The sequence below is a fragment of the Clostridium estertheticum genome, from assembly GCF_011065935.2.
Classification (GTDB): Bacteria; Bacillota; Clostridia; order Clostridiales; family Clostridiaceae; genus Clostridium_AD; species Clostridium_AD estertheticum_A.
In genome coordinates this window covers 4031147-4054518 of the sequence record NZ_JAAMNH020000001.1, presented here as the reverse complement: position 1 = coordinate 4054518, position 23372 = coordinate 4031147, and the positions used below count along the sequence as shown (strand labels likewise).

Sequence of the window (23372 nt, the reverse complement as noted above, 5' to 3'; positions counted from 1 at the left end):
GGTACGGGATATATTATTAGGGAGCGAGATGTTGAGATATTAAATAGGGGGGGGACATGGTAGAAGCGGTCGCTACTACTTAGTCTACTAATAGCATGAAATGAGGAATTTGTAATGAGAATTAACAGTAAATCGATCCTTTTAAAAAATCCCAAAGAATTAAGTGAGTTACTTGGTATTGAAGTCTTAGCAGCGCTTGGAGCTGTAGAAATTTCGGAGTTTTACAAAAGAGGATTAGTTGTCAAGAGTAACCCAAATGATTATATAGCGATTATGGGTAGAGATGAAAAAGAAGTTATTAAAGATTTGAAAGAAAGATATGGGTTAATTGTTATACATGTTATAGATAGCTACTATAACTTAAATAGCGATGTATTTATACCCGAAGAGGCGATGGATTCAATTGGGTTGCAACTATACCTTTGTATACCTGAAAATATTTGTAAAAAAATTGGATTTAATCACTTAGAGCTTACTGAGAATGAAATTATGAAAGGGATTGCAGACGAGTATAACAGAATTTTTAAACAGGCAAAAGATGGGAGCATTCTTGCTTATGTTGTTTCTCAAAAAATAGAAGCAACTGGATTCAGGGAAGTAACTGTTACGGGTTATGAATTGGGTCTAATAGAGTTTTAGAGTTATTGTAAAAATTAAGTTTGACATGGTGATGCTTATTTTAACATTACCATGTTTATCATAAAATCAACTAAAGCATAAAAATATGTATAATTTGTTTGTCTTGATCAATTAGAGTTTTATATGCATAGGTCATAGGAACAGGGGCAGGGTAGCAGCACTCGCTAATACTTAGTCTACTAAAAATGAAAGAAGGAATTTACAATGAAAACTAAAGTAAACCCAAAATTATCAAATAAATGTCTAGCTATAGCAGCTATTGATTTATATGCGTCTAGCGACATCAGAGGCAAGGATTTAGTTGAGAAGAAGGAAGTTGTAGAATTAAATAGTGTAAAGCAAGAGGTATTTGAAGTTATTGAAAACCCTGTTGGAAATCACTGGGAGATAGAGTTGTTTGTTTGCATTAAAAAAACAGGTGACTATTGTTTTAAGGTGAAGCTAACAAGTAAACTTCAGATTGAATCTACACGTGACAAAGTATTAAACAAGTTTATTTATGTAGATGAATTTGAATTTGAAGATAATGAAAAATATATAAGAAAGTGCCTAAGGCAGAAAGGCATTGTTGATGACAAAATCTATAAGAACATTGTGGCTTATGTACAGTATTTAAAGATTAACCAGCTCTATTCAGTTTATGATGAAACAGACCTAATAAGTGAAGGGGATAAGTTTAAAAGTTTAGATGAAGAAAGTATAGATTGTTATAATGTTCTTTTAAAAGCTATACAAGATGACCCAGAAGCATATCCGCATTACCCAAACCCATTTAATGAAAATAGTGATGATGGTGTGTTAGAGGTTGATTATGGGAAAGCAGGCTATCCTGCTGTAATAATAAAGGGAGATACCCTCAAAAAAATTATAGACATAGAGGGTAAAAATGAATTGGAAGATATACTAAGAAACTGGAGAAAGAAAGGTTTGTTACTTAGTGGAGATGCAAAACAGAAAAGATTGACTATAAGATACACGTTTTGTCCTAAATATCGAGGAACTGCTTATGTAATAAAAATAGATCAAAGGCTATACAATTTTGCAGCAGATTTTACGCATTATAAATCGTATAGTAATTCATTAATATAATTGTTTGAGTTGTTATTAGTGCTGCTTTAAAAGTTAAGTATATATTGATATGATTTTTATAGTAGCACAATAAAATAGATAATCATCTGATTACACTAAAGTTACTTCAATAAGGAGCTGTGGCCTTTTAAAACATATGAGTCAAATATAAAATTGGATAAAAAGGGAGGTATTAACATGTCGAGCTTTTCTATAAATAAAACAATAGGTACAAATCCAAAAGTGATGGAAATATTGAGTATGTTGAGTATACAAAATTTTGTAGTCACAGAGGAAGGTAGAAAATGGATTGGTGAAATGTGTATTCAAGCTACTACAGAAAGAAAGGTAGGTGAATATATTGATATTGCTGCTTATTGCTATAAATGTAATAAAAACGAAAGGTTAGAATTGGCAAATAAAGAAATTTTTATATTAACATCAAAAGAGTTTAAAGAAGGCGGAATAGGTTTGCCGGAAACAGTGCTATATTACGAATTGGATTCCACTTTTGATGCAATTATTACGGATGTCGATTCTGAACAAATAACTGATGAGTTCTTAGAGATTTACGATTATCTTTTAACAGAGGAATTTGTTGATATCATTACACTTATAGATATATGTCTAACATCAACTGATAAGAGCTATAGATATGTAAAGGCAACGACTAGATTAATTAATCTAATTAAAGAGTATAAACTGACTGATATTATATGTAGCATTTTGGAAAACAAAAGTTATATGATAATGATTCAAAAAAAACTTTGCGTATTATTAGGGCATTGAAATTGGAACAGTGGACAGCTGAAAGTAGTAAAAAATAAAAATAATTCAGTAATTTTTAGATTGGGGTGTAAATGATATACAAAGCTTATTTAACTAGCAAATAATTTGATATAAAATATTCTCAATAGTAGTTTTATTCAATTAAAGGTAGAACAAGAGTTAGACAACACAGCTTCCAAGGCCTACATTGGAAGCTTTATTTTTTAAGTACCACACTAAGGAAACAGTAAGACATTAGTTTTATAATTCATTGACTTTGTAAGTTCAAAAAGTTTTTTTATATTGCATACATATAAAATTGTATTGAACATTTATGTAGTTATTAAGGATAGTATATTATAATATTAAAATTAACCTTCATGGGTTAAAGTTACAACATGAGTGGCTAAATTATTTTAAATAATATTAATAAAAGTATAATATAAAACATTATAATTAGAGAGATAAATTAATAATTTTGAATATATGATTCCAATTAAATATTTCAATCAACTGAAAATAAAAAAGATAGAAAAGAAATTCCATAATTGCTGAATCTCAGTGTTTTAAGTGGGAATCCTGATGTTAGGTTAAGAAAAGTTCATATTCTGTGAAACGCTAATATGTGTAAGTGGTACAGTTGGTACAGTGGTACAGTCTGTATTTTATAATAAATTAAGTAGTTGCAAATTCATAGGGGTTATTAATTATTGGTAATTTTTATTTTATAATTTAAGTTTCTGTAATAAGGATAGGTTAATATAACAAACGGAGAAACAGTAATAGATGAAACAGTTAATTTAATTCTATAGTAGTATATTAAACAACTCAGAAGGTCCATTTAGATTACATCATTAGCGAAATTAGAGTAATTTCATTGTGAGATGAGATTTTCTAGAAATAATATGCAACAAAGTTTATAAAATCAAAACATAAAAGTAATTCATGACTATAAAAGAAGCTCGTTTATATAAAGGTTAAGATTAAATAAAAAGGGGTTGGTGTATTAATGAAGTGCCAAGTTGAATCAGAAAAGGTAGTTAAAAGTGAGAAAGAAGATAAGAATTCAAAGCCTAGAAAAATATGAGCGATTTTTACTAAGGTGCCCAAGGACATGACCACTAACGAATTGAACAGTCTTATAAAAGATGGGATAATAAATCTTATATTTAATGCTTATCATAATGGTAAAGGTGGATATTATGTGCCTTTACCAGGTTACCATAGGTATGCAAGGTTTGAAGTTGGAGAGAGGCAATTGGAAATTCAAATTGATCACATTGGCATAAATAAATACACGGTGTATCTTGGTGGGTTGACTGATTTAGATTTATATTGGGATAAGCCAATAACACTTGCTAAATTAAAAGAGGTACTTTTAATGTTTAGACAATCACGTGCTGTTTTAGAAAAATACGTAAATGACAATTTTGTAAATCGTATCAAATAATTTAAATACTTATTAATAAGTGTGATGAGGATGAATAATAGTGTAAATTGCTCTTTTTCTTCTTTTAATAGGGAGTATACATCGTAAAAACCCTAAGTCATGAGTTATAGAACTCATGACTTAGGGTTTTAAAAAAGTTAGATATTATATGGTGTTGGGCATTTGGTACAGTCAGTTTTATATAAGAATATTAAATGCTTTATTAATTTCCAATTGGTAGACTTTGTTTAAGTTATTTCTCCAGGGTAGACCTCATTTGATTCCAAGGGCAACCTTGAACTATTATTATTTCAACGCCTAAATAAATAAACAGGAGCGGTAGCAAAAAAAAATTAGACTTTAGTGTTTTTAAAAGTTTTATTTAAATGTGTAAATACCAAATAGTATATTACTTTAGTACAGTTTGCATCGACAACATAGTATAATAGAAAGATTATCTTTCTCTGGTTTAAGCTAAAGGATGAGAAGCTAAATTATTTTAGATAATATTAATAAAAGGCTAATATAAAACATTATAAGTATAAAGATAAATTAATATTTCTAATATATGATATCAATTATATATTTCAAGCAACTGGATAAGTAAAAATATCAAACAAGAAATCTGTAATTCAGTCATCGCAATGTAATAGATATGTGATACTAAAATTACATATTCTGTGAACAAAACAACTAAGACAAGTGGTACAGTAGGTGCAGTGGTACAGTCATTTTATATATAAATCCAACAGTTTGAGATTAATTAGTTGTAAATTCTCAGAAGGTGAATTTTAATTAGTCATTTCTGGGGAGAGCCTACATATAATTTCAAGTACTGATGAACGTCTTGTGTTTGCATGTTTGTAGAAGAGCTAAATATAAAGTATTTGAAAAAAATAATATAGAGAGGCTCTTCTTACAAACAGGGTATGAAGTTTAGTAGAAGCTTATATTTAATATATTATAGGGAGCGGGTTAACAGAGTTTATTAAAAGGTAAATAATTTCACTTTTATTTTATTTTGGGGGGTCTTTGTACTTTATTAGCGAGTTTAGTATGGAGATGTACTATTAAGGTATACACAAATAAAGTAAAGACGAGGGAGCTGTTAACAATGGGCGTGATAATTAATAATGATATTGAGCATGATGTAAGGAGTGGTTTAATTATACCACTAGGTTTTACTTATGTGTTATGGGAAAATTGCGAAAAAATATTTGCAATATTGGTTTTAGGAGAAAATAGATTGTGGGGGCTACAAGATATTGATGGAAATGTTATTTTACCTTGTAAGTATGCTACTTTTAATTCCGATGATAGTAATCAAGGTGTTATTTTGATGGGTGAGTGTGTAGTAGAGGTGGGGTATAATGATGGGGATGTGCTGGTTCAAGGGGCTACTTTCGATGATTATATGCTGAATAATGATTGCATGGTGAAATGGGGGGTTTATGACTTTAAAGGCAACAGATTGACAGAATTACAGTATGAAGAGCTTATTTTTGAGGATACTGTTGAAGATTGGATAGAATATTATACTGGAGATTAAGACAACCAATATGCATATAGCTTAAGTGGCTAGGAATCATACTATTTATTAGCATAATTAAAACTCCATATAAGCAAATTAGGATAATCGAGAGATTATCTTTTTTTAAGGGTCAATAAATTCTAATGGATAAATTATAAGTTATTTAATACTGGAATATCAACACTTATCCCAGAATATAGATATAATGTTAGGACTTTAAAATTCTTTCATTTATTAATATGATTTGGGGGAGTATATGAATAAAAGTATATATGATCAAGATTGCATGGATAGGCTTAAGAGATTTGTATTTGCTGGAGAGGAAATTCACGATGGCATACATGGTGAAAAAAAATCTTTATGCAAAGTTGGAAGAGAAGATGTACTGATAACTACAAGTAAGCTCATAGAGCTTAAAAAAGATTCGTATGAGTTTTTCACTTTAAATGCAGAATATTTAAAAGAAGCAGATAGTGTTGTACTTGTATGTATTGATGAATTAGTAGCATTTAAATTTCCAGCAAGTTTAATACGTAAATTGCCATTTAGTACACAAGCTGATGATAGACCAAATATAAAAGTTTATAGAAATCAAACAGATTTAAGATGGATTCTAGTATTGCAAAAGGATGAAGCTGGAGTAAATGCTATGGATATAGAACAATACAAGCATAATTTATTTATAGTTTAAGAAAATGAGGAATTGGGTTTGGTATGCTTCAAATACTTGATATATATAAAATACTGTAAGTGGAGTCACAAGCTCCACTTTTTTTTATTTTGAGCCTAAAACTATTCAAATTAAAAAGTTAGATAATTTTAGCAGTTAGTTTAAGACTAATCATTATTTATAGTCCTTCCGACACTTACTTTTTAAAATTACAAATTTATAATGAACAATACCTTATTTTTAATTGGATGACATAATAATTGGTACTCAACCAGCTGCATACATATTAAATTTAGACCTTACTATTATGATTCATATCGTGGGCAGTTGTATATTAGTCTGCACAGAAGTAGAAGGGGTATAGCTAAAACCTCAATCTTTCAGCAGTTACCCTAAAACACATTATAACCTCATATATCTTTAATCTTCTAATTGAAACTCTTTAATTTTTTAAATGCCTTGACTAACATCGTAATCAGAGTTAAAACACATAAGTATACAAAAACTATTTTATCTAAATACATTGGTTAAAGTTGCTACTAAATGAAAACAAATGAAGCTTCATTTCAAAAATATAATAGAAAGGAGAAATTCAAGTGTTAATTATCGGTGATGTTCATGGTGAGCTAGAACTGTTAAAGATGCTACTAGATAATGTACATGATGAAGATGTCTTCATAGTAGGAGATGTAATAAACAGAGGACTCAAGAGTTTAGAGACGTTACAATTTGTTATGCAAAAGGGTTTTAAAGTAACGGCAGGTAATCATGAATTATTGATGCTAAACTATTTAAAAACCAAAGCTCTAGGTGAAAAAGCGCGCTGGGTTAATGATGGTGGCTACGATACGTATAAGGCATATCAACTTCTAACAGATAAGGAACAGAAGGATATTTTAAATTACCTAACTTTATTACCACTTTACTATTACTTAGATGAGATCGACTTACTAATTTCACATTCTGGGATTAATCCGCAGAAACTTGATAATCTGCAAACCATGCTAAAAGAGCATAATGCATATGATTTTACCTCGATTAGGCGTTCTTTTATATATAGTGCTGCAGTTAATGATTTTAGTACAGTTTTCATTGTAGGTCACACGCCTACTTTCACAATCAAAGAGGGCTATTACAAGTTTTTGCGGAAAGGGAATAAAATTTTTATTGATACTGGTGCCGTGTTTAAAGGTACATTGGGTGCTCTGCAAATAACAGGTAATCTTCTTACCGCACATTACGTTAATAAAAAGCTTAGGTACTGGAACGAGAATTTTGGCTTTCTTAGGGAGGTTTAAAAATGCAGATATATTTAGCAAAAATTATAAATAAGCATTCAAGTGAAGTCGAGGTTGAAGCAGTATTTGATACATTGGATAAAGCAATATCGTGGATTAGAGCTATAGACCTTTCAGAGATTACTAGTAATAGTAATTATGATATTGCTGACATAAACAATACTTATTGCTTTAACACCACAGCATACGATTTTCAAGTATTGTCTAAGGATTTGAACTCTGGAGAAATAGGTAAGAATAGCGAGTATTTATTCTCAGCTGATGGAGACTTATTATATTCATATGATAGTATATCGAATCAGGTTTTTGAAGTAGATTTAGCTGAGTTTGGTAGTACAGATGATGATACAGATGCCGGAAGGAAGTTTAATAGAGGCGATATAGTATTACTAATTGGTGAAACACATGGTGGTTATAAACGAGCATGTGATTATATTGGGGTAATTGGAGCTTTACCTACACCGAAAAAGGATTGGTTGTGGCCTGAACCTTGGCAGAACACTTACTTTATATATTTCATATCAGAGAAAGGTTTGATTGACCGTTCCAAAGTTCAAGAGAGGTATATTCAATTTCTAAATTTGAAATTACCATTTGAATTAAGTTTCCTTGTAATATTATCAAAAGTAATCAAAGGTGAGTTAGTTATCTCAGATGAAGTAAGGGATGAATTATTCTACGGCGATATGTTTGTAAGAACAGTCAAGTATTATAAAGAAATTAACGGTCTAAATGAGGTGCAATTATGAAAAAACCACCATGCAGATTAGTAGGAGAAAACGGAAATATCTTTAATTTACTATCTATAGCGAGTAAGGCATTAAAAACAGAAGGGCTATACGCTGAGTCTAAAGAGATGGTAGAAAGAGTAAGAAGTTGTAACTCATATGATGAAGCTTTATCCATTATTATGATGTACGTAGAGGTAGAATAAAATTTTAAGTTATCTAATCAAGGATAAACCATTCAAATATCAAGCAGAATAAATTATTTAGGAGGTTATTGTATGACTTTAACTTGGGGCGATAGGCTACCTTTGTTATATAAGGAATTTATAGCGGGTAGAATTCATAGATTTGATGCAACTGGATCCATTAAGGAACTTACAAAAACACAACTAAAGGAAATTAAAAAAATAGAAACAGAGTTTTTAGACATGAAGGTTATAGGTGTGATAGATAAAACTTACACTTTTAATGGTGGCCTAAAACTTCACTTTAACGACTTTTTACTAGTAGGCACAGATGAAGAAGCACCATTCTGCGATACCAACGACCAAGAATTAGTTTATTTTAGAAGCTTTGTAAAAAATCTAACAGATCCTTCTAGTAGTGAGGAGGGGGACGTCGGCATAAAAGAGTTAAATGGTAAGCTACAAAGAGTTATTTAATCGATAAAAAGTAGCCTTTATAGCTGCTTTCTATATAAGTATTATTTAAGGAAAGGTGTGATTTTATGCAAGGATGTAGAAAGGAAGATGAACTAGAATTTTTAATAGATTTTGCTAATGTCAGTTCAAAAATACTTAAAGACTTAAGGAATAAAGATAAATATTATAAAATGTACACTGACTCTGTTTTTGAAACCATAGTAGAAGGTGGTCTTACTGAACAACAATTAAAAGAACTAAATGCAATTTGTGACACTGGTTTTACAATAGATTATAGGTATGTGGAGAGAATAAATGTAACCGACTATGCAATTAGTATTTTTGGAGATATTGTAAAGTCCGCATACATTGAAGGTAAGTTTAACAAAAATGTAACTATGGAAGACATAGTTAGCTTTACTTCTGAAGAAATAAGCTTAACAGGTGGTGTATCTTTAATTGTGGAATTTATAAATGGTAAAAAGTTTACCATTTGGGCATCAAAATGGGGTGGTATAAGGAAGACATTAGAAGAAAATGAAATTGTATAAAACAAAGATAGTATGATACTGGGCTAGTTGGTCCTGCCTAGCAATACTCTTAGCTGAACTTTTTATAAAAGTTCAGCTTTTAACTTTTAAGCACCTATTAAAACATAGTTACATCGAGTATACACATTTAAGATATAATACAGCCTTTACATTAGTATTAAAAATGACATTGACAAGGCTTACCACTAATTCCAATTATACTAAGAGAGCCATTTTTAACTATTCAATTAAATAGTTAAAATCATTTGAATTGTATTTCACAAACGCTCTGCGTTGAAAAATAAGTCTATTAGGTTACAAATACCTTAGCGTATATAAATAATCTCTTACAAAGTGCCTACATTGCATAAAAGTCTATAGATGTATTCTGCTTATCTATAAAATCTAGTTAAACTGTATTTATACTATTTATAAAGAGCTCAATTGCCTTCTACTCTATAGCGGGTCAGAGTTTTAGTAATAGATATACAAAATTTTAAATTATAATTTGTAAGTTTATCAAAACTTATAAACCAAGTAGGCTCTAATGTCATGACAAGTTTAGGACGTTTAAAAAATAGAAATTAAGGCATTATGATATTAAAGCACTAGAATATTTTAATAGCATAATGATAGGATATCTTATAAGTGTAATAGCTTAATCACATAATAGTATAGTCTAATCCATAGAAAACTCTAACTGTTTAAAGCTCTTAGAGAGCAACATTGAAAACTAGGTAATATTAAGCAGCTGAATGGAAAAGCACACTTTAAGCATAAATTTATGAACTTTATGTAATCTATAAGAAATATTTATATTCTGAGGGTGCCAACTAATAGTTAATTTATTAATGGAGAAAGGCATCACCCCTGCTCTATTTAAACCTAATTACTTATTGACCAATTTCATACATCATATATAAAAAATCATTGACACAATAAATTTTAATAATACATATTGACAGAAATAAGGGGACAGTATATACTTAGTTTATTACCCTTATAAACTTAGGGTTATAAATAAGGTATTAGGAGCGTGTTAGTATGAAATTATCATCAGCAGACATTATCAATAAAGTTAATGCAGAGTTTTCCAGTGTTTATAAGCCATTTTCCAAGTTCCCAAACTCAGGGTTGATCTGGGATGAATGTATTAACACAATTAAAGATGCTAAATTAGTAAATAATATAATCTTTTGCAATGATATTTTACAAATACCACCAGTTAAGGTGTTTATAATGGCAAATGACTTATTAAATTTTGATTTAACAGACAGTGATAAGAAAGCGATTGGTGCTTTTTGGGGATTCATTTTTAAATTTGCATTTGATTATAAAAATCAAAAAAGTATATCTGTAAGGGTTAATAATGTTAAGAGTGCAACTTACTTTTTTGATAGTTCACATAATGTGGAGGTAGAAAATTAAAATCAAAACAAGTAGATAATATAAGAAATTTATTAAAAGGAGGTCTTTATGGAAGATTTAGAAGTAATTAACCTTATACTTAGTGCATATAAGCAAGCGATTGCAAAACAAATACAAAACACTAATAAAGGTAAACAAAACAAAATGAGAAGCAGCCAATTTATTGAGTTTATAACTGAAAAGTTAAAATATCAATTTCCTAAAGGCGATAAATTTGTTGTTTTCTCAAAAGAAATGTCAAAGAATTTAGATTTTAATAGATGTGAATTTTTATTTGATATTCACGTATGTAAAGTAGATACACTTATATCAGTAAAAAATAAAACAGTAAAATATATAAAAGAATCAGTAGTTGAAATAGAGTCAGAGTTTGAAAAAGATACTACTAAAATAGCAGTTGATTTTAGTAAGCTGGTTTGTGGTAACAGCAAATTGAAAATAATGATAGTTTCAATTTGTGATAATGAGGCTAAATTTATAAATTCATTAAAAGATATAGCACGCATTATTAATGGGAAGATATTCTTAATTTTATTAAGACATCCGTCTGAGTGGGATTCTACAGCAGTAAAAGACTATAGTATCTTATGTTTTCAAAATGATGATTGGGTAAGTGTTAATATTTAAGAAATGAAAATGGCACTGTATCATTTTTACAAAAACACCACTTAAATATCTTTAAGTCACTGTTTATACTTGATAGTTTCTTTAAACTGAATTTCTGTAGGTAAATTATTGAAATCATTAAATTTATTTGAGAGTGTATCAAACTTTATGTATCCAAAGTCAATAAACTATAGGAGTTTGGGTCCACATTTGCCTTAGTTAGTGTTACAGTTGTAGTTTTTATTCTTGAGGATATATCAGGGTATTGCTTCTTTAAGGATGCCTAAGCTTTATATTATGCTGCTTTCTTTGGACGTATTAAATAATACGTTGAAATCAGCTTATTATAACGGTATAATACATCAAAAAAGGCTGGTGTATAGAATGAAATACCTTACTGGAATACATGCTTTGAGTTTAAAATGTAAACTAAACACTCCTGGAAATTGGAAGTCAGCAAACTTAACATGGAAAAAGTTAGACCTCAGAGAGAGTAGTGATTCTATATTTGAGTCTTGGGGGGTAGAGCCTGAGACTACTATTCCGAATGGTGAAACTTATTGTAAAGCAAACCATCTTCGCGCAATACTAGATATTTTTGACAAAGCAGAGGATTATACTTTAAGATTAATGAGATGCTTTGCAATAGATTTTTTATGTTCCGATGAATATAATGAAGTGTTTTTTGAAAAGGTAAGTTTATTAGTAGAAAGAGATAATTGGTCTTTAGTCGATAGCATCTTAACCGATGAGTATTTTGATACGTGGTTGGAGTGGAAGAAAGGTCAGTTGCTAGCGTAAATGAATCTGGGGTATTTATTTAGAGGTCTACACTATAATTAGTGTAGACCTTTTATTATAAAATAAATCAGTGTTTATTTGTAACTATAGAGATTTATTATAAAGCAAATCATTGTAAATCATATAAATTGATCTTAATTATAAAACAAATCATCCAAATTTTGTGTGTAATGATTTGTTTTATAATGTAAAAAATCAAAAAGCTTTCAATTATAAAAAAAATCAACCTAAAATTAAGCATTATTATGAATTATATTATAAAAACCGGCTGTATCTAAGAAGTTTTCAGTGTAGGAGTAATAAACATAAATTCTATGCAATTGTGTTTATATTACTGGATTTTATACAAATGATATGGAGGTAGCTTTTATTTCTGATGGTACTACCACAAGTAACTGTATGCTTTTTTATTACATCAACATTTTTAATAATTCCAATGCAATTAGAAATTTTAATTATGATTTGGTAGAAAAATTATACTGAAAATAGCAGTAAATTACCAGGAATCATTCTATTATAGAACAACTTTAGTCACTTTTTACTATATTCCTTATACAAAATAACTTATAAAAAAAGTTAAAATTTTTAAAACTAATATTTATTTTTTAAAATTGATATCTGAAGGGTTCAGAATAGGCATTTTAGAAAATAAATAGGTCCATGTAAAAAGGTAAGTATAAGTTTTAGAAATTTTTACTATAAGTTAAGAAGTTCCGTAAGGGGGAGTGAGTATAAATGATATTTAGAAAAATACAGACCGCTATTATATCTTTACGAACAGAATTAGCTTTAATTGAGGATGGTGAAAAAATTCAATTAATTCAACATAAGTTGGAGGCTCTAAATGAAATTAGACGATACATTATCAGCTATGAATGGATGTCACATACTAAAGCTAAAGAAAAGCTTCAGTTTTTCTTAAATCATAAACTAGACTATACATTAACCGCTCAAAGGTTTAATGTATCTAAAAATTCTGTTGAGATGTCGGTTTCTCTTTTAGCAAGGAAATTAGAGAAGAAGATTGGTATTAGCACATTGTCTTTAATTGAAAATGGAGAAGTCCAGGCTGCTTTATTTCAGTTTAGGGTAGGTATTGGTTCAATTAAAACACATGAGTTATTTCCTGAAGGAGTGTTTAAAATCATACCTACATCGAATGTAAATACTCATATAGATCTTATAAATTGTAAATATGAATTAAATCAGCTTAAGCTTCTTTCAACTAGGAGTATAGAAGAAAAGATCACCTCCTTAAATGTTGATAAGATAGGATTTCTGTTTTATATACTCCAGAGTAGTGACATTGTGTACAGCATTCAAAAGAAACTAATTTACAAGTATTTTAGTGGTGAGATAGAAACAGTAGAGGAACTCTTAGAATTGTTGGAAGGTAAAAGTGTTTATGAGTAGTTTGACTAATATATCTTCTTAAACGTTAATTCATCTTAACTTTAATAAATTTGTAAAGAGAAGGAGTAGTGTCATATGAATATTGTTGAAAAGGTATTACATGCACAGGAAGTAACCAAGCACAGGATAAATACTGAAAAAGATAAGGTTATAGAGTTTCAAAAAATAGAAGCTTTGAATGAGGTATGTAGATTCATATTAAGTTGTAACTACGTAACTGATCCTAAATCGAGAGAAAAGTTAAGAGCTTTTTTATACACTTACTTTACTACTAATAATTACCTAATTATGAAGACTAGTGACAGATATTCACAAGTACTTAAAATTCTAAGGCAAGACCCTAGCAATGATAAAGACTTAAAGAGAGTAAAACATGCCATAAATGTAGTAGTTTTGTCTAATCTAAAAAAACTTGAAAGGATGGTTGGTATCTCCACAGTAGATCTAATCCTTGCAGGTCAAATAGAAAAAGGTTTAGTTCAATTTAGGGAAGGTACCAAAATTAAAGCTACTTTTGGCATTGTCGTAAAAGGGGTAGAACTCTTACTTCCTGAGCCAAAAGAAAGTACTGTAATAAAGCCGGAAAATTGTACTGATGTATTATTCTATTTTAAGTCTATTTCAAGAAAGGAAATAAAAAACACACTTGAAGGGTTAGGGATGGAAAAAATATCATTCCTTCGTTATATACTTGAGAGTGAAGATAGCAAGTATCATGATATAAGGAGATTGTTTATGGATTTTATTACTGGCAAAGTCACTATAGAAGCAGTAATAAAGGAACTAGAGGCATAGTTATATTATGTTGAATTATTGTAACTAACTTATTGCTTTGGTAATTATTGAGGGGAAAACAGAAGTAAGGGCATTCAACCATTTAGTGATTGGATGCCTTTTTTAGAGACAGTAAATTTAATAATATAGAACCAAATTAAAATTAATGACTAGATAGCTACTAAGTAAATAATAAATATATAATAAATATATAATAAATATATATTTAGAAAACATAGAAAAATATCCCTGTAAGTGATAAACTAATAAGTATAATTTTATAATTTTTGGACATATATATTTAAATGCTATATTTGGTGGATAATAGCACCAAACATAACATGAAATGTTGGGGAATGATTACTTTGAAAACGGGGGATACAAGTGAGCTATTTTAACAACCATTTTTTATTTTCTGAGACTTATATAAAAGAGTATATAAAAGAACAAAGCACTGGAAAAAGTGTAGATAAAGAAAATATAGAAATTGCGTTTAAACAGATAAAGCAATGGAATGATGAATATGTTTTAGGGGATTATTCTGATGAACCTTGGGCAGATTATATTGACTCAGTACTAGATGTATTGGGATTTCAAAAAAACAAAGAAAACTCATCTAGATTATTATATGTAGATACTATAAAAGAAGCAGAAATACCTGTAGCAATATGCAATTTAATAGATAAGAAAGAGGCTGTCGATACGACAACAAAAGGGAAATATCATGCATTTAAAGCAATTAAAGTTGCAAAAGCTCATGATGCAAATTGGGCAATGTTAACTAACGGCTATAAATGGAGAATTTATAACATTAATAATGTTAGTCCATATGAAAATTATTTGGAGATTGATCTAGAAGAAAGTATAAAAAATAATAATCAAGCTGATGAGGCATTTAAACTATTTTATTTGTTCTTTAATGTTCATACATATTGCGAAAAAGATGGACAACTTATTATTGAAAATATAAAGGATTTATCAGCTAAAAAAGCTGAGATTATAGAAAAAACACTTAGGGGAAAAGCAGAAGAGATATTAAAAGAGTTATGTTATGGGCTTAAGGAAGATATGGTTAAAGAAACTTATACTGAACTAGAAAAGAAAGCAATTTATAACGATGCAATAATATTATTATATAGATTACTTTTTTTTGGATATGCTGAATCAAGAGGATTATTACCAGTTGTGAAAAACGATCCTGATTATACTGATAGTTATAAAAAATTATGTGATGATGCAATAAAAATTTATAATGCAGGTGATGTTTATAAGATAAAAGATGGTTACGATTTTTGGAATAGATTAGACAATCAATTAAGGATATATGTTGACAGAAGCTATAATGGTGGTCTATTCCATAATGAGGACAAGCTCATCTTAAATAAACACAGGATAGCAAATGGACGTTTAACTAAGTGCCTTGCAGAAATATCTTATAATTTTGACAAGAATGGTAAATATTCTGAAATCATAGAATATAAAGATCTTTCTGTTAGAAATTTAGGGTCTATATATGAAGGGTTACTTGAATATCGCCTTTTTATTGCGGAGGAACGCATGATTCAGAGAAAAAATAAAGGCAAGGTAAATTATTTAAAAGAATCCGAAGTGAAATTACAAAATTCAGATTTGAAATATATACTTGAAGAAGGCAGTATATACCTTTCTCAAGATGCTCTTGAAAGAAAAGAAACGGGAGCTTATTATACACCAGAAGATGTGGTTGAATATATTGTTGAAAATACAGTAGGAAAAAAACTTGAAGAACTAAAAAAAGAATTATTTGAAAATAGAAGAATACTCCTAGAGCAATTATCTTATGAACCAGTGGAGAGTAACAAAAGAGTATTACAAATGCAAATAGATGAAATTACACTAAATTTTATTAATGAAAAAATTTTAACTTTATCAATAATAGATAGTGCTATGGGCAGTGGTCATTTTCTTGTAAATGCAGCATATAAAGTTGCAAATGAGATTGTAAATATAATAGCTGAAAATGATTGGGAAAGTAATGATGATGACATAAAAAATGTTGACATTAAGCAATGGAAGAGAAAAGTAGTAGAAAACTGTATTTATGGAATAGACATCAATGGATTATCGGTTGCATTAGCAAAATTATCATTATGGTTAATATCTGCATCTAACGATAGAGCCTTGTCATTTTTGGATCATCATCTAAAGGAAGGAGACAGTATCATTGGAACTGATAGAAGTCATGTTGAAGTAAAAGATGAAAAGTATCCACTTTTTGAAGTATCTTATGAACATTATATGAGACCAATACTTAGGCAATATAAGAAGCTAAATGATATAGGTAGCGCTACCAAAGCAAATGTTGGAAGGCAGAATGAGATCTATGATCAAATTAAAAATGACTTGAAAATTGCAAAGAAAAAATATGATTATTATCTTGCTAATCAATATTTGGGTGGGATTAAAAATGAAAATACATATGGTAATTTACTAAGGAGTAATGTTATTGACGATTTTAAAAAACAAAACATGGATAAATTATGGGAATTAGCAAAGGATAAAAATTTTTTTCATTGGGAATTAGAATTTCCAGAAGTATTTCAAAAGGGTGGATTTGACATAGGAATCGGTAATCCACCATACGTACAAAGTACGGATAGTAGTTTTAAATACTCCATATTTAAAACTTTGAAAAGTAATAATTTATTTAGTTATATGATAGAAAATCATTTAAAAAACTTAATAGATAATGGAAAATATGGCTTTATTATTCCTATTTCTGCTATTTCAGGTTTGAAGTTTAATTCGCTTCAAGAATTAATAACGGATACATCATCTGAAGTATATATTGATAGTTTTGCAAAAAGACCATGCAAAATATTTAATAAAGTTGAACAAAGATTGGCAATTATTTATGGAAATAAAAAGAGTGATATACGAAAATGTAAAGTGTACACAAGTGGACATAAACGCTGGTATTGGTATGAAAGAAAAAAATTATTTAAATGTAATTTATATACAGAATGCAAATATTTTAAATTAAGAAAAGGGACAATAGCAAAGGTCTCTAGCAATATTGAAAACAGTATAATAGAAAAAATTTTTATTAACAATAAAAGTAAAAAAATTAAAGACTATTATGAAGGAAAAAAAGAGAATTCATCTAAATTCTTAGTATTTCATTCCACATCTGGGTATTGGCTCAAAGCTTTGGATTACATGCCAGATTTTTATAGTGAAAGGAAGGGAAATGTAGCATCAACGAAATATAAATATATTTTATTTGAAGAGTTTATTGAACCTTCTGTATTTATAAGTTTATTCAACTCATCATTATTCTATTGGTATTGGATTTTATTTTCAGATGAAAGGGATTTAACTAAGAGGGAAATAGATGAATTTCCTATTAATTATGAATCAATTGATAATGAGTCAATTAGCAAACTCAAAAGACTGTGCACGGAACTAATGATAAGCTATAAGCAAAATTCAATGGAAAAGACAGTCAATCTTGGAGAAAAGGTTGGAATTGTAAAATTCAAAGAATTTCATCCCAAATACAGCAAAAAAATTATTGACAAAATTGATGATTTGATAGGGCATATTTACGGATTATGTAATGAGGAAATAGAATTTATTAAAAACTATGATGTTCGTTTTAGAATGGGTGAAGAATCTACTGAAGAGGATGAGTAAAATGAAATATAAAATTCAAGCATTAAATGGCTTTAATATGTACTTTGATCAGATTATAAGTGTTTTTAGAAGTAGATATGAGGCTGAAGATAACATTAATTTAGATCAGTTATCTGTTAGAACTGGTCTTAATCGTAGAAAATCAAGAATGCTTTTGAATTATTTAGCTGACATTGGGCTAAGTAAAAAAAGAACTTTAAAGAAAACTGATTTAGGGATTATTCTTTTTAAGTATGACGATTATTTTCAAAATGAAGGCACCCTATGGTTACTACATTATCTTCAGTCATCTAATGAGTATTTGATAATTTGGAATAGAGTAATGAATCATTTATATGATGTTTATGAAGTTAGTAAGGCGGAACTACTTACACTTTTTGAAAATTTAGAAGATCGTGTCTCTGAAAATACATATAAATATCATATAGGGGATGAAATAAGAGTTATATTAGATGCTTATATTAATCAAAAATTTTCTAAGTTGAATTTGTTGGAATTTAATGAGGATAAATATTTCATTAATAGAAATTCAGATGTTCCTGAGCTTATTTTATTATGTTCAATAATTTTGTACAGAAATGTTTTTTATCCGGGGGCAACTTCTTTGGGTATTAAAGATCTATGTAACTCGAATAACTCTCCTGGAAAAATATTTATAATAGATGAGCATATTTTAAGGAGGAAGTTAGAAAATCTCAAAAATATGGAAATTATTAGTATTGAGTCGAGAGGAGATTTAGATCAGATTAGAATAAGTGATGATTTAAAATTAGAAGATGTACTTGAAAAATATTACCGAGGATAGGTGATGGAGTGTATGGATATTCAACAATTTATTGAGGAACAATTAAAAGAAAGATATAAGCATTTTATAATATATGGTTCACCTATGCAAGGAAAGACAAAGCTTGCCATGATGATTTCAAATGTTTTTAATGGAAGATATCTTGATTTACTTAATATATTTGAATTAGATATTAACAAGAAAAATAGTATTGATATATTTGGACCATCAAAACTTATTTCGTTAATAAAAGAATATTATGAAATTGATAAAGGAATCTTAGTTATAGACCAAATGGATTTTTTAATAAATACATGGAGCGAAAATGAATTTAGAGAATTTTTAGGTTTTGTTGACCAGAATCAATCTAATATATGTTGCATATTTATTATGCATAATTATCGTATACTTGAACGTGAAACATTAATTAAAGACAATGATAAGGGAAATAAAAGGTTAGTGAGTATATTTGAGATTCATCAGGGGGTGAGTACTAATGTCTAAAATTAAGGAACTACTACAAATACAGAATAGTTATTCTGCTCAAGTTGATTTAAAAAAAGAATTTAATGATAGAATTTTAAGAGAAGAAAGAATGTCTCATTACAAACCAATCAAGGCTCATAGAAAAGCCTTTGAAACTATTGCGGAAGGAGCTTATGCAAAAAATTCTAAACGAAGCTTTATAATCTCTGGATCCTATGGTAAAGGTAAATCACACTTGCTATTGATGGTTGCAAATTATTTCGAGAGCCAGTCCGATACAAAAGAGATGACTGAGTTTTTTAAAAATTATTCTGAATCAGAGGAAAACGATATCGAAAAGAAAGCTGAAATACTTAAAAAGGTAAGAAAAGAAAGAAGATATCTTGTTTGCATCTGTGATTATGGTACAAACAGTTTTGAGACATATGTCTTAAAAGCAATAAGAGAAGCCCTTGCACGTGATGAAATATCTGGACAAGAGATTGACAGTTATTATCTTCAGGCAATTAATAAAATTAATGAGTGGAAGTTAAGTAGTGATAGATTTTTTTATGACAGATTTGAAAGCTTTTTAGAAAATACAAAGGATAGTTGGACGGTAAATAAGCTTATACAAGAGCTGTCTGAGTATAATAAAGATGCAATTGATATATTTAAGGAAATACATAAAAAAATCACCACATCTGAGTTTGAATATAGCAAAGATAATTATGTGGAAATAATAGAACAACTTTCAAAAACAAAGTTAATTAGAGAAAAATATGCTGGAATTCTTATTTTATTTGATGAATTTGATTATCAATTAAAAGGGAAAAGATTTGATCTTGATGAGTTTCAAAAGTTTTCACAAATGTGTGCTGCTTCATTTATGAACAGCTTTCCTGTTATTTTTGTTGCATCTACCCATAGGTCTTTCGCATCATATAATTCTGCTTACAATACAGAAGATTTTTTAACAGTAAATGACAGAATCAAGGAAATACCTTTAGAAACACAGGGAATAGAAGAAATTATTGCTGCAGTTGTCAATCCTCAGAAAAAATCATTACTTTGGGAGAATGTGATTAAACCTAAAAGTTCAACCTTCAATCAAATTTCAAATGAGTGTACAGCTTTGCAAATATTTAATTGGTTACCAGCTCCAAAGATTCGAATAAGAATTGTTGAAAACATATATCCTATGCATCCAATGTCGACTTATTCATTAATGAAATTAGCAAGTGATGTTGGATCAAATAATCGTTCTGTTATTACATTTTTTGCAGATGAAAAAAATGATGAAGGTTCTTATGATTGCTTTGTAAGAAATACAGAAATTTTAAATAATGTGGGTGAACTGCAGTTTTATACAGTTGACTTACTTTTTGAATACTTTAAAGATAAAATCAATTCCGATAATCAGGAATTAAGACAAACAGTAAAAGAATGTGTTAGAAATTTTGAAACATCATTAAGGGAGTTAAGCAAAAATAGATCAACTATAGCAAGTCCAGAATTACAGGATAAAATGTTCGATAAAGTATTAAAAATAATGGTGATTTATCAAATCATCGGTGTTGATATTAATGATAAGACACTTGAATTTGGATTGAATATGAATATACAAAATAAAGAAAAAGAATTAGGATATTGCTTAAAAGTAGCATGTTCTAAAAAAATCATCTATCTTAATGATACTAATCATTGTTATGAATTCAGAAGGAATGACGCTATCGATATTAGTGGTGTTATAAGGGATTATAAGCAGGTAGAGGTTAATTCACCTAAAAATGTTATGGCTGAAATTGAACTAATTATAAAACAAAGTGAAATTAAAAAAACTAATAAATTTTTTAAGGATGAATTTTACTTAGAGCCAGTAAAATATAATTTTGCGAATAAAGAAGACAAACGTCTTATACGAAAATTTTGTGAAGTCAAAGACATTGAAAACCAAAATTATTATAAAGAGTTACTTTCAGAAATGGATAACGAAAAAGATATTAAAAAAAGCTATGAAGGAATAGCTCTATACGTATTTTGCGAAACTGAAGATGATGTTAAGAAAGCAAAAATACTGGTCAAAAGTAATCCCTCAGAGAAAATAGTAGTTGGGGTGCCTATAGAGGAAAATAGTATATTAGATGATGTGTTTTCCTTGAAAGCGGCTTTTTCTGTTGATAGAAAAGAGTTTTCTGGACAAGATGTTGGAATATTAAAAGAACAAATATCGTATTATGATGCAAATTTAACTAATAAATTAAAACAATATATTACAAGCAAAAATGTTATATATTACGGCGAAAATGGTGTTGAGCTATCAAATGGTGCAAATGATGAAGATGCAGCAGTATTAAAAATGCTTGAAAGCATATATGAGTCAAAGCGCAATAAAGTAAATCACGAAGATATTAATAAAAGTCATGTGTTTAAAGAGGGTGGAAATGCAGCATTAAGAGAAGCAGTTGAAATCCTACTGGATTTTAACAAGCCATTTATTCAGTATAGAAAAGATTATGCCGCAGATCATGGTGATATTAGATATATACAAAATGTATTATTACAGCATGGGATTATAAAGCAGATACAAACAGTTGGGGTTCAAGTGTTATGTGAAATAGAGTATGATACAAGTAAGTACGAAAAAATATTTCCAGCTCTTTTTTCAATGATCAATGAATTGAAGAATATTCAGGGAGAGATAAGGCCACAGGGATTTATAGAAGACTATATGAAAACATATGGTATAGGATATAATGCTGCATTATTGTTTTTCGCTCTTGTAAAAAGATATTTTAAAGATAGCCTAAGTATTCTACCAGAAGCACATGAAATCGGCACTTTAAAACTTACATCTTATGATTCTGTTTTAGATTTATTATATTATAAAAAATATAAAAACGCAGTTATGGAATATAAACAAATTGAAGAGCATGAAGCGTTCTTTATTAAAGAATTATATAGAGAATTTACAAATGAGAGCTATACAGTAGAAACCAATATAACTATAGATCAGCTATATGATAGACTAATGAGTTGGTATAAAGGATTAGATCCAGTATGTAAAAATAAAAGTTTATATATAAATAATGGCTTGAATAAATTTATTGATATATTTAATAAAATAGATAGGGTAAATATAAGAGATTTTATTCTTGAAGATATAAAAACAATATACGGGTATGACATACAGGATTTAATATTGAAAGAGAAAGTTCCGGAAATAATATCAAACTTCAAAAAAGATAAAGAAAAGATTGAGAAAGGGTATTATATTATTCGCGATAAATTATTTACTGAAATTAAAAATATTTTTGATGCTAAGGATGCAACATATACTGAGATAAATAGTGCAATTGATAAATGGATGGAAGGATTGGCAGAATCTCAAAAAAGCTTTATGAATGAACTTCAAAATGAAGATAGTAAACCTCTTGTAATGCATTTTGGTAAATTTAGTGATTGTGAGAAATTGTTCATGGATACACTTCCAGAAAGTTACAATATAGGTAAGGTTAAAAATTGGTCTATTAATAAGACGGATTCTTATGTTCAGAAAATAAAATCAGGAAAAACTCATGTTGAACAGGGATTATATTCTGTTAATATGCCACAATATAAATTAACTGGTAAAAGTGTATATGATGCTTCTTTAAGTGATGTAAATAAGGAGGTAACATATATTGGGAAAATAAATCTGGAAATTATCCCAGACTCAGAAAATATGAAAATTTACATTACATCAAATGGTAGTGATCCTAAAGATATAAATTCTCAAAGAGAAGAAAGTGTGAATAGATTTAAATATGATACAAAAAAAGACGAAACGATTCGCTTTTGTGGAGTAGATAATGAAGGAAAATTTAGTAAAGTTATAAAATTAAATTTAGTAAATAAGGACAATATATACATATCTAAATATCTACCAAAGACGGGCTATACAATAGGGATAAATGCACTTGAAGAGACTGAACCTGAAATTCAAGTTACGTTGCCTAAGGATGAAGAAAGCCTTATTAAGTGTATAAGAAGCGTAATTGATAAAGTGAAAACAAATTATAATTTGAAGGATGCACAATTTATTAAAGCTTTAAAAGCTCTATTAAATGAATTTAAGGAGTAAG

The 23372-nt window shown here is 28.8% G+C and carries 20 protein-coding genes; all 20 read left to right on the top strand.

Features of this window, described 5'->3' with window-relative positions; all coding sequences use genetic code 11:
- The first annotated feature begins 114 nt into the window (after nucleotides 1-114).
- The 20 genes from G9F72_RS19285 (at nucleotide 115) to G9F72_RS19190 (ending at nucleotide 23371) form a co-directional block, all read left to right on the top strand.
- On the top strand, nucleotides 115-639 hold the full coding sequence (locus G9F72_RS19285; protein WP_164958348.1) for a hypothetical protein: 525 nt from the start codon (nucleotides 115-117) through the stop codon (nucleotides 637-639).
- Nucleotides 640-843: 204 nt separating this feature from the next.
- Complete coding sequence (locus tag G9F72_RS19280) at nucleotides 844-1728, top strand: hypothetical protein (protein ID WP_164958347.1); 885 nt, start codon at nucleotides 844-846, stop codon at nucleotides 1726-1728.
- A 177-nt stretch (nucleotides 1729-1905) separates the two neighbouring features.
- On the top strand, nucleotides 1906-2496 hold the full coding sequence (locus G9F72_RS19275) for a hypothetical protein (protein WP_164958346.1): 591 nt from the start codon (nucleotides 1906-1908) through the stop codon (nucleotides 2494-2496).
- 1093 nt (nucleotides 2497-3589) lie between these two features.
- The gene (locus G9F72_RS19270; RefSeq protein ID WP_164958345.1) at nucleotides 3590-3925 is read left to right on the top strand and encodes a hypothetical protein; all 336 of its coding nucleotides are present in this window, start codon (nucleotides 3590-3592) and stop codon (nucleotides 3923-3925) included.
- Between the two features lie 1093 nt (nucleotides 3926-5018).
- Entirely contained in the window at nucleotides 5019-5453 is a 435-nt protein-coding gene (locus G9F72_RS19265) for a hypothetical protein (protein ID WP_164958344.1), read from the top strand.
- A 238-nt stretch (nucleotides 5454-5691) separates the two neighbouring features.
- On the top strand, nucleotides 5692-6126 hold the full coding sequence (locus G9F72_RS19260; RefSeq protein WP_164958343.1) for a hypothetical protein: 435 nt from the start codon (nucleotides 5692-5694) through the stop codon (nucleotides 6124-6126).
- A 575-nt stretch (nucleotides 6127-6701) separates the two neighbouring features.
- The gene (locus G9F72_RS19255; protein WP_164958342.1) at nucleotides 6702-7403 is read left to right on the top strand and encodes a metallophosphoesterase; all 702 of its coding nucleotides are present in this window, start codon (nucleotides 6702-6704) and stop codon (nucleotides 7401-7403) included.
- Between the two features lie 2 nt (nucleotides 7404-7405).
- Nucleotides 7406-8152 (top strand): hypothetical protein, encoded by a 747-nt coding sequence (locus G9F72_RS19250; RefSeq protein WP_164958341.1) that lies wholly within the window; start codon nucleotides 7406-7408, stop codon nucleotides 8150-8152.
- On the top strand, nucleotides 8149-8337 hold the full coding sequence (locus G9F72_RS19245; RefSeq protein WP_164958340.1) for a hypothetical protein: 189 nt from the start codon (nucleotides 8149-8151) through the stop codon (nucleotides 8335-8337). The genes G9F72_RS19250 and G9F72_RS19245 overlap by 4 nt, the downstream gene beginning before the upstream one ends.
- A gap of 72 nt (nucleotides 8338-8409) precedes the next feature.
- Nucleotides 8410-8793, top strand: coding sequence for a hypothetical protein (locus G9F72_RS19240; protein ID WP_164958339.1), 384 nt, complete (start codon nucleotides 8410-8412; stop codon nucleotides 8791-8793).
- A gap of 65 nt (nucleotides 8794-8858) precedes the next feature.
- Entirely contained in the window at nucleotides 8859-9323 is a 465-nt protein-coding gene (locus G9F72_RS19235; RefSeq protein WP_164958338.1) for a hypothetical protein, read from the top strand.
- A gap of 1023 nt (nucleotides 9324-10346) precedes the next feature.
- Complete coding sequence (locus tag G9F72_RS19230; protein WP_164958337.1) at nucleotides 10347-10730, top strand: hypothetical protein; 384 nt, start codon at nucleotides 10347-10349, stop codon at nucleotides 10728-10730.
- Nucleotides 10731-10778: 48 nt separating this feature from the next.
- Nucleotides 10779-11357, top strand: coding sequence for a hypothetical protein (locus G9F72_RS19225; RefSeq protein ID WP_164958336.1), 579 nt, complete (start codon nucleotides 10779-10781; stop codon nucleotides 11355-11357).
- Between the two features lie 258 nt (nucleotides 11358-11615).
- Nucleotides 11616-12137, top strand: coding sequence for a hypothetical protein (locus G9F72_RS19220; protein ID WP_224676178.1), 522 nt, complete (start codon nucleotides 11616-11618; stop codon nucleotides 12135-12137).
- Between the two features lie 735 nt (nucleotides 12138-12872).
- Nucleotides 12873-13550, top strand: coding sequence for a hypothetical protein (locus G9F72_RS19215; protein ID WP_164958334.1), 678 nt, complete (start codon nucleotides 12873-12875; stop codon nucleotides 13548-13550).
- A gap of 75 nt (nucleotides 13551-13625) precedes the next feature.
- Nucleotides 13626-14345: a hypothetical protein gene (locus G9F72_RS19210; protein WP_164958333.1), complete on the top strand. Its 720-nt coding sequence runs from the start codon at nucleotides 13626-13628 to the stop codon at nucleotides 14343-14345.
- 363 nt (nucleotides 14346-14708) lie between these two features.
- On the top strand, nucleotides 14709-17999 hold the full coding sequence (locus tag G9F72_RS19205; protein WP_164958332.1) for an Eco57I restriction-modification methylase domain-containing protein: 3291 nt from the start codon (nucleotides 14709-14711) through the stop codon (nucleotides 17997-17999).
- Between the two features lies 1 nt (nucleotide 18000).
- On the top strand, nucleotides 18001-18804 hold the full coding sequence (locus G9F72_RS19200) for a DUF4007 family protein (RefSeq protein WP_164958331.1): 804 nt from the start codon (nucleotides 18001-18003) through the stop codon (nucleotides 18802-18804).
- A gap of 12 nt (nucleotides 18805-18816) precedes the next feature.
- Nucleotides 18817-19287, top strand: a complete 471-nt coding sequence (locus tag G9F72_RS19195) for an AAA family ATPase (protein WP_164958330.1) — start codon at nucleotides 18817-18819, stop codon at nucleotides 19285-19287.
- Entirely contained in the window at nucleotides 19280-23371 is a 4092-nt protein-coding gene (locus G9F72_RS19190) for a hypothetical protein (protein ID WP_164958329.1), read from the top strand. The genes G9F72_RS19195 and G9F72_RS19190 overlap by 8 nt, the downstream gene beginning before the upstream one ends.
- Nucleotide 23372: the final 1 nt, after the last annotated feature.

Excerpts from the sequence above, each read along its gene's own strand:
- G9F72_RS19285 (WP_164958348.1), top strand. The coding sequence starts at position 115 with ATGAGAATTAACAGTAAATCGATCCTTTTAAAAAATCCCAAAGAATTA.
- G9F72_RS19280 (WP_164958347.1), top strand. The coding sequence starts at position 844 with ATGAAAACTAAAGTAAACCCAAAATTATCAAATAAATGTCTAGCTATA.
- G9F72_RS19275 (WP_164958346.1), top strand. The coding sequence starts at position 1,906 with ATGTCGAGCTTTTCTATAAATAAAACAATAGGTACAAATCCAAAAGTG.
- G9F72_RS19270 (WP_164958345.1), top strand. The coding sequence starts at position 3,590 with ATGACCACTAACGAATTGAACAGTCTTATAAAAGATGGGATAATAAAT.
- G9F72_RS19265 (WP_164958344.1), top strand. The coding sequence starts at position 5,019 with ATGGGCGTGATAATTAATAATGATATTGAGCATGATGTAAGGAGTGGT.
- G9F72_RS19260 (WP_164958343.1), top strand. The coding sequence starts at position 5,692 with ATGAATAAAAGTATATATGATCAAGATTGCATGGATAGGCTTAAGAGA.
- G9F72_RS19250 (WP_164958341.1), top strand. The coding sequence starts at position 7,406 with ATGCAGATATATTTAGCAAAAATTATAAATAAGCATTCAAGTGAAGTC.
- G9F72_RS19245 (WP_164958340.1), top strand. The coding sequence starts at position 8,149 with ATGAAAAAACCACCATGCAGATTAGTAGGAGAAAACGGAAATATCTTT.
- G9F72_RS19240 (WP_164958339.1), top strand. The coding sequence starts at position 8,410 with ATGACTTTAACTTGGGGCGATAGGCTACCTTTGTTATATAAGGAATTT.
- G9F72_RS19235 (WP_164958338.1), top strand. The coding sequence starts at position 8,859 with ATGCAAGGATGTAGAAAGGAAGATGAACTAGAATTTTTAATAGATTTT.
- G9F72_RS19230 (WP_164958337.1), top strand. The coding sequence starts at position 10,347 with ATGAAATTATCATCAGCAGACATTATCAATAAAGTTAATGCAGAGTTT.
- G9F72_RS19225 (WP_164958336.1), top strand. The coding sequence starts at position 10,779 with ATGGAAGATTTAGAAGTAATTAACCTTATACTTAGTGCATATAAGCAA.
- G9F72_RS19220 (WP_224676178.1), top strand. The coding sequence starts at position 11,616 with ATGCCTAAGCTTTATATTATGCTGCTTTCTTTGGACGTATTAAATAAT.
- G9F72_RS19215 (WP_164958334.1), top strand. The coding sequence starts at position 12,873 with ATGATATTTAGAAAAATACAGACCGCTATTATATCTTTACGAACAGAA.
- G9F72_RS19210 (WP_164958333.1), top strand. The coding sequence starts at position 13,626 with ATGAATATTGTTGAAAAGGTATTACATGCACAGGAAGTAACCAAGCAC.
- G9F72_RS19200 (WP_164958331.1), top strand. The coding sequence starts at position 18,001 with ATGAAATATAAAATTCAAGCATTAAATGGCTTTAATATGTACTTTGAT.
- G9F72_RS19195 (WP_164958330.1), top strand. The coding sequence starts at position 18,817 with ATGGATATTCAACAATTTATTGAGGAACAATTAAAAGAAAGATATAAG.
- G9F72_RS19190 (WP_164958329.1), top strand. The coding sequence starts at position 19,280 with ATGTCTAAAATTAAGGAACTACTACAAATACAGAATAGTTATTCTGCT.